The sequence below is a fragment of the Tautonia sp. JC769 genome, from assembly GCF_040717455.1.
Classification (GTDB): domain Bacteria; phylum Planctomycetota; class Planctomycetia; order Isosphaerales; family Isosphaeraceae; genus Tautonia.
Window position 1 is genome coordinate 1 of the sequence record NZ_JBFEFH010000028.1, and the last position, 11,844, is coordinate 11,844.

The 11,844-nt window shown below is 72.7% G+C and carries 8 protein-coding genes; 7 read left to right on the forward strand and 1 reads right to left on the reverse strand.

What is annotated here, in order from left to right; all coding sequences use genetic code 11:
- Nucleotides 1-318: 318 nt before the first annotated feature.
- On the forward strand, nucleotides 319-1,005 hold the full coding sequence (locus AB1L88_RS22090; RefSeq protein WP_367098862.1) for a DUF1080 domain-containing protein: 687 nt from the start codon (nucleotides 319-321) through the stop codon (nucleotides 1,003-1,005).
- 134 nt (nucleotides 1,006-1,139) lie between these two features.
- Here AB1L88_RS22090 and AB1L88_RS22095 read toward each other — a convergent pair whose 3' ends face one another.
- Entirely contained in the window at nucleotides 1,140-1,460 is a 321-nt protein-coding gene (locus AB1L88_RS22095) for a four-helix bundle copper-binding protein (RefSeq protein ID WP_367098863.1), read from the reverse strand.
- A gap of 466 nt (nucleotides 1,461-1,926) precedes the next feature.
- Between AB1L88_RS22095 and AB1L88_RS22100 the strand changes: the two genes are divergently transcribed.
- The 6 genes from AB1L88_RS22100 (at nucleotide 1,927) to AB1L88_RS22125 (ending at nucleotide 11,687) form a co-directional block, all read left to right on the forward strand.
- Nucleotides 1,927-2,409 carry a hypothetical protein gene (locus AB1L88_RS22100; protein ID WP_367098864.1) on the forward strand — a complete coding sequence of 161 codons (483 nt, stop codon included), beginning with the start codon at nucleotides 1,927-1,929 and terminating at the stop codon, nucleotides 2,407-2,409.
- A gap of 422 nt (nucleotides 2,410-2,831) precedes the next feature.
- Complete coding sequence (locus AB1L88_RS22105; protein ID WP_367098865.1) at nucleotides 2,832-3,554, forward strand: hypothetical protein; 723 nt, start codon at nucleotides 2,832-2,834, stop codon at nucleotides 3,552-3,554.
- A gap of 180 nt (nucleotides 3,555-3,734) precedes the next feature.
- Nucleotides 3,735-4,898, forward strand: a complete 1,164-nt coding sequence (locus AB1L88_RS22110) for an AAA family ATPase (protein WP_367098866.1) — start codon at nucleotides 3,735-3,737, stop codon at nucleotides 4,896-4,898.
- Nucleotides 4,899-4,990: 92 nt separating this feature from the next.
- Nucleotides 4,991-5,854: a hypothetical protein gene (locus AB1L88_RS22115; protein WP_367098867.1), complete on the forward strand. Its 864-nt coding sequence runs from the start codon at nucleotides 4,991-4,993 to the stop codon at nucleotides 5,852-5,854.
- Entirely contained in the window at nucleotides 5,851-8,790 is a 2,940-nt protein-coding gene (locus AB1L88_RS22120; protein ID WP_367098868.1) for a hypothetical protein, read from the forward strand. The genes AB1L88_RS22115 and AB1L88_RS22120 overlap by 4 nt, the downstream gene beginning before the upstream one ends.
- 35 nt (nucleotides 8,791-8,825) lie before the next feature.
- Nucleotides 8,826-11,687, forward strand: coding sequence for a hypothetical protein (locus AB1L88_RS22125; protein ID WP_367098869.1), 2,862 nt, complete (start codon nucleotides 8,826-8,828; stop codon nucleotides 11,685-11,687).
- Nucleotides 11,688-11,844 lie beyond the last annotated feature (157 nt).

An 11,844-nucleotide genomic window follows, 5' to 3' on the forward strand; every position in this document is an offset into this window, starting at 1 on the left:
CTTTTGTTCATGTGTCGATTCTGATGCGCTCGCCTCGATGCGGAATCGCGAGGCGTGGGCGTGTGCCGTTGTCGGACTTTGTTGGATCGAGCCTCCGTGTCTCTGCCCGGCGATGGGGGGGCGTGATCGCCTGCGCGCAACCGGGATTCCCGAGAGGGGAGAGCCCTCCTGGCCAGGATGCGGTCGAGGGTGCTGCCTTGCCGGGCGGGGGGATCGTGGTCATGATGCGACGTGCGAGCGGCGCCGAGGCCAACGCGAGCCGAGGCCTCGGGCCGAGTCCGATCGGTTCTGAACCTTTCCCCAGACGCGAGGATTTCCATGGCGACGTTGACGAACCTTCTGCACCGAGGCGCGGTCCTGGGTCTGCTGGCGGCGACGACGATGGCGGCGGCACCGAGGGATGAGGCGTCGCAGGACTTCACCACCCTCTTCGACGGCTCGGACGCCGATCATTGGATCAACAATTCCAATGGTGAGCCGATCGCGTCGAGCGTGGTGCAGGAGGACGGCCTGAATCCCCATGGGGCTGGCGCGTATGTGGTCCTGTACAAGGAGCCGGTCAAGGACTTCGTGCTCGACTTCGAGTACAAGTTGTCGCCCGGTTGCAATTCGGGCGTCTTCCTGCGGGTCGGCAATCCGAAGGACCCGGTGATGACGGGCCTGGAAGTGGCGATCGACGACACCGAGGGGACCGGCTTTCACGACTCGGGGGCCTTCTACGACCTGGTCCGGCCGGAGGCCAACGCCCAGAAGCCGGCCGGCGAGTGGAACCACATGACCATCACCGCCAGGGGGCCGATCGTCACCGTCGAATTGAATGGCGAGCGGGTCAGCACCATCGACCAGTCCCGGTTTGCGACGCCTGGCAAGCGGCCGGATGGCTCCGACCACAAGTTCCGGGACGTCGCCGTCGCCGACCTGATCCAGGAAGGGTATTTCGGCTTCCAGGACCACGGCCAGGATTGCTGGTACAGGAATGTGCGGCTCAAGAAGCTCGACCAGTAACGGCCAGGCGGGTCGGGTGCGAGGGGGGCAGGCTGCTCCTCCACTCCCGGCAAATGGCCCGTCCCTCGTCGTGCTCCCGCACGCCAGGGGACGGGCCATCGTGGTTTGGTGAGCAATCGGAGCAGGTGGCCGGGTCAGGCGGCGACCTTGCGGCATTCCTCGGCGCAGCGGCGGCAGGCCTCGGCGCAGCGTCGGCAATGGTCGGCCTGGTGCTTGGAGCACTCGGCGGCGCAGCGGTCGCAGGCGTCGGCGCAGGCCCGGCAGAGGGCGGCGGCCAGCTCCGAGCCGCGGCTCATGAACCCGGAGCAGGTCCAGCACAGCTCGGCGCAGTCGCGGCAGGTGCGGACGCACTCGGCCATCTTCGCGTCGCCGATGCAGGCGTCTCCGCAGTGCTCGCACTCCTGGGCGCAGGCGACGCAGGCGTCAATGCAGCTCTTGTACTGTTCGTGGGCCATGTCGTTCTCCTGGTGGGGGGCGTGGTCGTGGTGATCGAGGGGGCGGATTGCCCCGCTCGCGGTGCCGAACGGAGGCGGAAGTCATCGCCCGTTCCCCGAGGAGGGGATCTCCCCTCCGGGAAGGGCTGCGCGTGACCTTCGTCTCATGCCTGATTCGAAAAGGAATGAAGGATCAGCACGTTCCGTAGGTGCAAATGACGCGCCCGGGGATTGGGCCGCAAGGGGGGGAGTCGGGGCATCGGGCGAAGCCGATCGGGAGGGGACTCCGGACCGGCATCGCGGTTGCGGCGTGATCACCCTGCCGCGTCGGGGGAAGACGACGAGAGGGGAGGGACCTCGCAGGGGCGATCCCGGTCCCCGGTGTCGGGCCCGCTCCACGTCTCGGGATGGTCCCTTCCCGCGACGGATGCCCGTCGGAAGGGGAAGGGGCGGGCATTTCCCGCGAGAGAGGGGGGGAGCGACGATCATGACCAACCCTCTGGTTCGAAGGGCCTGGCCACCCTTCATGGTGGGGGTGGCCATCGGGGTGCTCTGGTGGTTCGCCTTCGCAACCGCCGACGAGGCGATCGGCATTATTCGCGGCGGCCTTCGGGGGCGGGACGTTGATATGGCCGTGCTGGGCTACTGCCCCGGCACCGGGGTGGCCGCCTGCGGAGAGGGCCGGCGCGATGCCATGGTCGGCGTGCTGGGCATGCTGTTCGGGGCCGGCGTGTTCGTGGCGGTCGCTCCGGCGCTCGGGCCTCTGATCGAGGGGTTCGGGGATCGGGGAGAGGTTACGATTCCGGGGCTCCTGGGGATCTCGCCGTGGGCAGGCGTGGGCGTCCTGGTCCTGCTGGGGGGCACTGGCCTCGTCGTGCGTCGTCGCCTGGAGGGGAAGCGGCGCGAGGGAGGACTCGTGGCGCGGAAGGAACAGGTCGTCTCGGCCCGCGGAGGAACCTCTCGCCCGTGATCGGGTCGAGCAAGAAAAAAAAGTGCATCCGTGTCATGAGGGTTGCCTCACGATTGGATTGAAGACCCGGCGTGGATCGCCTACGATTTCAAGTCAAGGCGGGTGCTATTGAATGGGGCCCGCGGCGCCGGGCGTTTCGATCCGCAGGAGGATCGGCCGGCTTCTCCACCCGGGCCGGCCGGGCGGCCGCGGGGGGAGTCGGCAGGAGCCGCCCGGCAGTCGAGTCGGCAGATGTCCTGGAAGCCGTTCGCAGAGGCGAGGGGGCGAGGGTCGAGATCGGCCTTCGGGCATCAAAGGGGGGGGCGAGGGTCGAAATGGCTCAATCGAGCGAGGATGCCCCGTCCTATGCTTCGGGGGAGGGCGGGCCCGAGGGGATGGCGGCTTGACGGTGCGGGACAGAGATGAGCAGAGACGCGGCGAGGATGAATGAACCGATGGCGTCGCTGGCCGGGTTTCTCGATCGGCTCAAGGGCGAGGGGCGCGTGGTCTTCCGGGACGCCCCCCGGGCGGGCGGCTCGGCGGCGGATCGGGCCGAGGCGTCGGCGCGTCTCAGGATGATGTTCGAGGATGCGTTGATGGGAATGGCCGGGCCTCCGCTCAGGTTCGACGAGCGGTCGGCCCTGGACGCGGCCGCGTGGGCCGAACGGGCCTGCTGGTTCCTGGTCAGCCGGGGGGAACCGGCCGAGGTGGTCGATCGTGCCTTGAGGTTCCCGCCCCCGCCGCGATCGGCGAGTGAGCACCTGTCGGCGGACCTGACGTTTCGCTACCTGCCGGCGGTGCATCGCCGGGCCCGGGCGATCGACCCCGGCGACTTGCTGTCGAGCCGGCTGGCCGAGGCCCTGCGCCGATGGCCGCTCTCGGGGGTCCTGGCCGACCTGGAACGCGGGCCGACCTCGCCGATCGACTTCGACGGCCACGACGGGCTCCTGCTCCTGTTCGCCGAGCGATGGGCCACGCATCCGAAGGCGAATTGGGCCCCCTCGACCCCCTCGGGGCGCGATTGGCTGGAGATGGTGCTCGACGCGACCGGGTCGGCCCGCCCATACTTCCTGCTGGAGGACGACGCAAGCCGGGCAGGAGCGGCCTCCGGCCCCGGACCTGGACCCGAAGCTCGCCCCTCGCCAGGCCCCCGGGGATCATGGTGATCGGCCGTCGGGGCCGTCGACGGCGGGGCGAGGCGATCCCGAGCGGCGACAGGACGGTTCTCCTGGAAGCCCCCGGCCCGTCGCGCGGCGGATCGACGCAACAGTGAGCGACCCCGCCCCCCTTTTTTTTGTGAGGCTTCTGGCGATTGATGCGGATGCGACCGATCGGAGGATGCCCCCTTGGCCGAGCTTGACCCCCACGCCTCGATCGTCGTCGATCGCCTGAGGCGCGACGTGATCGACCCGCTCAAGCGGCGGTTCGTCGGCCGGGACGAGGTGGTGGACCTCATCGCCCTGGCGGTCGTCTCGGGAGAGCACCTGTTCCTGCTCGGCCCGCCGGGGACCGCCAAGTCGGCCGTGATCCGCGGGTTCGCCGAGCGGGTGCAGGGGCGTTATTTCGAGTACCTGCTGACGCGATTCAGCGAGCCGAACGAGCTGTTCGGCCCGATCGACCTGGCCCGATTGCGCGAGGGGACCGTGGCGACGGTGACGGCCGGGATGCTGCCCGAGGCCGAGTTCGCGTTCCTCGACGAGCTGTTCAACGCCAATAGCGCCATCCTGAACAACCTGCTCACGGTCCTCAACGAGCGGCGGTTCCGACGCGGGGCCGAGGTGCACCGGCTCCCCTTGCTCTCGCTGTTCACGGCCTCGAACCACCTGGCCGAGGACGAGGCGCTCAACGCCCTGTTCGACCGGTTCCTGATCCGCTGCCATGTGGACCACCTGCCCCGGGAGGCGATGCCGCGGTTGCTGTCGGCCGGCTGGGAATTGGAGCGGGCCGAGGGGTCGGCGGCGGGGGTCTCGGCGGGGGACCTGAGGGCCCTGTCCCGCCGGATCTTCGAGGTCGACCTGTCGGGGGTGTCGGCCTCGTATGCGGACCTCGTCTGGAAGATCCGGGATCTGGGCCTGGCGCTGTCCGACCGCCGGGCGGTGAAGGTGCTGAAGCTGGTCGCGGCATCGAGCCTGCTCAGCGGCCGGAGCAGGGCGACCGCCTCGGATCTCTGGGTCCTGCGGTATGTTTGGGACCGCGAGGAGCAGATCGACCCGCTGCGGTCGCTCGTCGGCTCGGTGCTGGAGAAGGCGGCCGAGGAGGGGCCCGAGGCGGCCCGGCACCCCCTGGCCGAGCCCCCCGATCGGGTCGACGGGGAGGACCTGGCCCGCCAGCTCGACGCGGTGGCCCGTCAGCTCGACGAGGCGAAGGAACGCCCCCTGGCCTTGCTCGCCGCCGCGAGGCTCCGCGACCGCCTGGCCGAGCTGGGGGACCGGGCGAGCTGGGTGGTCGACGACGAGGCCCGGCGTCATCTGATCGACCGGGCGGCGGCGCTGCTCGATCGCCTGGGGTGATCCCTGCTCGATCGTTGGGGGAGGGGATGCCCGTCCGACTCGGTTTCCAGGATCGAAGGATTCCGCCCGATGGCCTCGCACCGGAACGGCCCATGAACCGCCCCGCCGCCCGCTCGCCGATCGCGTCGATCCCGCTGGAAGGGGTTCGGGTGGCCCGGATCGGGCGACCGGACCTGGCGGCCCTGGCGGCGTTGCGCGGCCGGCCGGGGGTGAGGGTGCAGGTGCAGGGCGAATCGGGGGGGGAAGGAGGTCCGGGCCTGGCCTGGGTGGCCTGGGAGCCCGCGGCCCCCGGGGCTCGCGACCCGGTGGTCGAGGCGTTGCTGCCGGTCCCGGGGGTCGTCTTCTTCCGGAAAGGGGGAGGGGGGCTTTGGTCTCGGGTCGGTCGTCGCCTGCCGGAGTTTGCAGAGGGGCCTCCGGAAGGGATCGATCGCCCGGACTGGGGCTGGCCCCTCGATCGGGCCTTGGTGCCGGAGGCGATCCGGGGGAGGCGGGCCGGGACCGTCGTCGAGCCGATCCGGCTTCGCCTGGTCCGGGACGCGGCCGAGCGGAGGGCGACGGCCGTTTTGGTGGCGATCGAGGGGCTTTTGCCGTGGGTCGAGCGGGCGCCGACGGCCCGGTTGCAGGGGCTCCGGGGGAGCCGGGCGGGGGATCGGGTGCTTCTGATCGGCGACCGCCTGCCGCCGGTCGTCGGCCTGGGCCGGTTCTGGGGAGACCGGGTGCTGCGGCCGGTCGGGTTCCGCCTCGACCCGGATTTGTCCGAGCCGATGCTGGCCGAGGCGGTCGGCCTCCGGGGGGCGGATCTGGCTTTGTTCGATCGGGAAGGGAGGGTCGAGGTCATCCCGGATCGTTGCCTGTCGGTCGTCTCCAGGGCGTCGGTCCGGGGGATGGCCGGCATCGACCGGCGGGCGACCGGCCCGGGGTCCGGGGGAGGGGGCAACCCGGGGGCCTTGCCATGATCTCGGCCGACGCCTACCTGCACCTCCCCGAATCGTACGCGAGATGGCTCGGCGGCCTGCGGTGGTCGGTCGCGGGAGAGGCTTTGGAATTCCCGGACGGCAAGACGTTCGTCTTCAGCCGGGAGCTCTCGCTCTTCCTCGACGGGTTCGCCGACGGCCGGGACCCGGTCCACTTCGCCCACGTGCTGCACCTGATGCACCTGCTGCTCCGGGGCCCCCTGACCCTCGGCGAGGCCGACGCCTTCCCGATGGACCTGCCCGGGGCCTTCAGCGTGCTCGGCCGCCCGCACCGCAACGCCGGGGCCTTCTGCGCGATGCTCTGCGAGGGGGTCCCCCCGCTGCCCGACCCGCCCGAGATCGAGGCCGTTTGCCTGACCCTGACCGCCGGGGCCGTGGTCGAGAGCCAGGGCGATCCGGCCGCGATCCCCGACGATCGGGCCGTCGAGATCGGGTTCGGCGGCACGACCGGGGCCCATCTCCGGGGCAGGGCAGGGGGAGGGGGGCCGGCCCTCGGCCTGGACGACCCGCCGATGACCCCGGCCGAGTTCGAGCGCCGGGTGCTCGATCGCCTGATCCGCCAGCGCCCGGAGGCGATCCGGCACTGGTTGCGCGTCGGCCGGGGCCCGGAGCCGGCCGCCGACGCGCTGGCCGATCGGGTCGAGCAGGAACGCCCCCGGACGTACCGATCGGCGCTCGAACCCCTGCTGGAGCGGCCGAGGCTCTCGGCGTCGGCGTTGCTGATCGACCGCCTGGTCGGGGCCCTGGCGTTGCCCCCTCGCCGCCGGTCGCCCGAGACCGTGCCGACCGGCGGCTATGCCGACCTGGCCAACCGGGGGGCCCCCGAGCGCCTCCTGCTCAGCCAGCTGGCGATCGACGCCGAGGAGTTCGTCCGCCGCTTCGCCGATCGCGAGCTGCTCTTCTACCAGCGCGAGGAGCCGCACGCCGAGGAGTCGGAGACCCTGGTCGTGCTGCTCGACCAGGGGGTGCGGACCTGGGGAGGGGTCCGGACGGTCCTGGCCGCGGCGGTGGTGGCGCTGGCCGGCCTGGCCGACCGCCGGGGGAGGCGGCTGCTGCTGGGCGTCTCCAGCGACCCCGATCGGCGGATCGACCCGACCCGATCCGACCCGGACACCCTGGCCGCCCTGCTCGAGGCGAGCGACCTGTCGCCCCATCCCGGCCCCTTGCTCCGCTCGGCCGTCGGCGAGGGGGGGCGCCCGAGGCGGGACCTGGTGCTCCTGACCCATCCGAGGGGGCTGGACGAGCCGGAGGTCGAGGCCGCCGCCCGGGGGGTCGGCGAGGGGGACCGGCTGTTCGCCGTGCTCGTGGACGACCGGCGCGAGGTGCAACTGGCCGAGGTCCGCCGCGGACGCCCGGTCGTCCTCTCGCGGTCCCGGGCCGAGCCGGTCGACGGGCCCTCGCCGCCCGGGCCCGCCCCGGGTCGTCGCAGGCCGAGGGCCACGCCGCCCGGCTCCTGGATCGGCGACGTGGAGCCGATCGGCTTCCCGTTCCGGCTCTCGCCGGCCGCCCCGGCCGCCCCGACGGGCTCCGGGCCGCCCTGCGCCTTCGACGCCTCGGGCGAGTGGTTCGCGGCGATCGGCCCGCTGGGCGTGCCGCATCTCTGGCGGCTCAACGAGCCGTTGCATGAGCCCCTGCCCCGCGGGTTCGCGGGGGGGGAGGTCGTGCGGGAGGCCGACGCGATGCTCGGCGTGGCCGGCGGGTTCGTCGTCCTCGGCCGGGTCGGCGAGCAGGGGCGGCCGGCGGCCGTGCATTACGACCTGGTGGCCCGGCGGGTCCGGGTGTTCGTCAAATACCTCTCGGGCGAGCGCGACTGGCTCTGGTTCTACCTGAGAGAGTCGCACGCCCTGATCGCCCGGGGGGCATCCGAGAGCTGGTATCTCGACCTGAGGACCGGGGGCCGGTTCTCGTCGCAGGACCGGGGCGCCTCGGAGGTCGTCGCCCGTGACCTGGGGCGGGTCGAGGATCTGCCCGTCGCCCCCCCCCGCCTGGTCGTGCTGCACGACGACGACACCAGCCCCGCGATCGGCCCCTCGGTCCGCCTGCGGCGAGAGACCGGGACGATCGCGGTCGAGGGCATGTCGCCCCCCTGGCGACGCTTCCGCCCGGTCTCCGACGGCCGGCCGCTCCTGCAGCATCACCACCTGGAGCGTGCCCTCTGCCGCGGCCAGACCCTGGCGATCTACGCCCGGGGGGGCCGCTCGGACGAGGGCCGCTGGTGGATCTTCCGGAAGTTCGGGGCGGAGCTGGTCCCGATCGTCCCGGAGGCGCAGATGCCCCGCGAGCCGGCGGGCCTGGCCCTCTCCCTGGACGGAACGATGGCCGCCTTACGCTTCGAGGATCTCTCTTACGCGGTTTACGTCCTGGAGTCCACCCCCGTCTTGCTCCTGCAGACCCCCGGCCGGCCCCCCTCGGCCCGGAAACCGGCGTCGCTGCTCAAGTACGGGGCCCGGTTGATGCTGCACCTGGGGGGAGACTGGATGCTGCTCCGGGACGATCCGCATGCGGCCCTGATCTGGTGGGGGGGGCCCCGGCTCGGGATGCGGTTCGCCAGGGGGGACGAGGAGAGCGTGAGGCGAGACCTGTTCCGGGCCGGCGGGCCGGCCTCGCCGAGGCTCTCCAGGGGCGCCATGGGGCATCTCCCGGCGTGGGCCCGGTACGACATGGGCCGATTCAGGGCGTCGGCCAGGGGGGGCGGCCTCGAGGCGGTCGTCGACGCCTTCGGCCAGGTCGCCCTGGCCGATCCCGGGGGCACCCTGATCGCCCTGCTCGCCTTCGATCGCGGGTCCTTCGCCGCCTGGATGCCCAACGGGGATCGATTCGGCTCCGTCCGCCTGACCGGGACGGCCCCGACCCCCGGCGCCGAGGATCGCCTGGCCTCGGCCCTCCGACGGGCCGCCCAATCCGGCCCGACTCCCTGAACCCTCACGTGGCGAGCGAGCGAGCGAGCGACCCGATGACCGACCCGCCGACCCTCCTGCTGCCGATCAAACTGAGGCGCCGACCGGAGGCGATGCCGGCCGAGGCGGTCCTGCTGCCGTCGGGCGATGACGCCGGGGGGGCGACGGCGACGGCGACGGCGCTGGCCGTGATGGCGACCCTGGAACGCGAACGGCCGGGGTCGGCCCGGGTCTTCCCGGTCGCCGCCGGCTTGCTGGTCGCGGCCGGGTCGCCCGGAGAGATCGGGGCGATCGTGCCCGGGGCGATCCGATTGCGGAGGCAAGGGCAGGCGCTCTACCTGCCGGTCGACGCCGAGCCGATCCCGGCCTTGCTCGACGACGAGGTGCGGGGGATGACCCGGGACGTCGGCCTCGTCCTCTTGCCGGGGGGGCTTGCCCTGGAGTTCGACCCGGCCCGGCCGCTCGGCATGCCCGACCTGGTGACGGTCGACCGCCGGGGATCGGCCGAGGCCTGGGGGCCGCTCCCCGAGGGGCCTGCACAGCAGGCCGACCGCCTGGTCGAGGTGACGTTCGAGCCGAGCGACGGGGGCGGGCAGGGCGGGGGGGGCGAGCCGCCCCTCGGCCCCGACGAGGACGACGGCCTCGCCGGGGCCCCGGCGGGTCCCGAGGGGGCCGGCGTGCCCCGCCGGCTGCTCGGCGGGGCGGCGCTCGGGGCCGGCCGGGGATTGATCCGGCTGGGCCGGGCCCTCGGGTCGCAAGGCCTGGCGGGCCTGGGGGCGAGGTGGGCCGCGTCGGCCCTCCGGATGGCCCCGAGGCTGGGCGAGTCGGTCTTCGGCAAGCAGGAGATGGCCCTGCGCGATCTGCTCCGCGAGTTCCGCGAGGGGGACGTCGAGCGGGCCCTCCGACGCGCCTTGCCGATCGGCAAGGGGACCGAACGCGGGGCCTCGATCGCCGGGTCGGCCCGCCTGCCGGACCGGGAGCCCCGCTACTCGCTGGCCGAGATCCTCGGCGGGGCCTTTTCGGGAAAAGGGGGCGACGGGTCGAGTGTCTGGTTCGGGGGGATGGACGTCCAGCAGGAGCTGATCCGGGAGTATCACCGGGCCGCGCAGGATGCCGCGCGCCGGGGCGATTTCCGGAGGGCCGCGTTCATCTATGCGAAGCTCTTGCAGGATGACCGCCTGGCCGCCAACGCCCTGCTCCAAGGGGGGCTGGCGCGGGACGCGGCCTGGATCTTCCTGGAAAAGCTGGGGGACCGGGCGGCGGCGGCCCGGGCGTTCGAGTCGGCCGGCGAGTTCGACCGCGCGATCGACCTGTACCGGTCGATCGACGAGTTCGAACGCCTGGGAGATCTGCTTGCCCGCCTCGGCGAGCCCGAGGAGGCGGTCGCGGCGTATGTCCGGGCCGCCGACCGGATCGTCGAGCAGGAGGGGGACCACTTGAAGGCCGGCCTGCTGCTCCGGTCTCGGGCCGATCGGCCCGACCTGGCGTCGGCCCGATTCGAGGCCGGCTGGGGGGCCAGGCCCGGGCCGAACGCGATCGGCTGCGCCCTGGAGCTGGCGAGGGCGCTGGCCGGTTCGGGCGACGGGCTCCGGCTCCGATCGCTGGTCGACGAGGCCGATGCGCTGTTCGCCCCCCCCGGCCTGGAGCCCGACGCGTCCCGCTTCTACAACGAGCTGGCCGCCCTGGCCGACCAGGCGACGCTGGCCCCCTGGCGAGACGCCTTGCGCGACCGGGCCTTGATGGGCCTGGCCGGCAAGCTCCGGCAGCGGGCCGAGGCCGAAGGGGGCGGGATGGCGGGGGTCGCCTCGACCGTCTTCGGCCCGGCCCGGCAGTGGTCGGCCGACCTGATCCGGGACGCCGAGTACGCCGTCCGATCGCGCCAGGCACGCCGATCGGAGGCCGAGCGTCCCCGGCCGGGCCACACGTTCCGGGTCGCCGACGGCCCCTTGACGAGCACCGCCGTGGCGCACGGGGCGGGCCTGGCCTTCGTCGGCAATGCCGGGGGAGAGGTGGTGCAGCTCGACCTGGCGACCGGGCAGGCCGCCCGGGTCGGGCGGTACGCGATGCCGGTCGCCTCGCTGGCCGTCGACGGTTCGGGGAAATTGCTGGTCGTGCTCTGGCACGACCGCGACGCGAACCGGACGGTGCTCGCCTCCTATTCGAGGCGGCCGGACGGCTCGTACGCGATGATCGAGGGGCGCACGGAGACGTGCCGGTCTTCGGAGCACCCGCCGTTCCTCGTGCCGGCGGCCTGCGACACGATCGGTTCGGTCGGCTTCTGGGACGGCCGGCGCTATGTGCTCTTGCGGGGTGCGTCGTTGACCCCCTGGGCCGAGATCCCCCGCGATGCCGGGCCCATCGGCGGCGACGGGGGCGGCCCCCCCGGCTCGGCCCTGCTCCTGCCGCCGATCGACGGGCCGGACGACGCGACGACCCTGCTGGAACTCGGCCCGGCCGACTCCTGGCCTTTGCTGGCGACCGAGATCGGGCCGATCGACCGCCTGGCGATCCCCTGGGCCCCCGGGCCCTCGGTGGCCTCGGCCTCGGCCTTGCGGGGGCCGGCCCGAGTGTCCTGGCTGGGCGCCGGGCGCCGATTGATGGGGGTGATGGGCGTCTCAGCGAATGGCCAATTTCATCAGACGGTGATAATGCTTGAAGGGCTGGAGTCGACCACCTGGTCGAGCCCCTTCGACAACCTCTTCCGTGTGGCCGAGCTCACCCCCTCGGGCCTGATGGCGGCGGTCGGCGATGCCGGCGTGACCTGGTTCCGACTGCGGGAAGGGCAGCCCGTGCGGCTGTCCTCGACCCCCCTGACCCTTGCCCCCGCGCTGGCCGCGGCATCGAGCCGCCGGACGAACGACCTGGTCGTGATCCTCGCCGACGGCCGGGCCGAGCGCGTGGCCTTGCCATCGCCCTGACGCGGCGCCGAGGCGGCTCAGGGCCGAAACGTCGCCGATTTTTCCGGGGATCGTGGCGGATTTCCGCTGGCGATTCCGAAGTCCATTTGAGATATCTCGATTCGGAGGGAATCTCGATCCGGAGTGGCGGACGTCGATCGCGGCCATGATGGGTCAA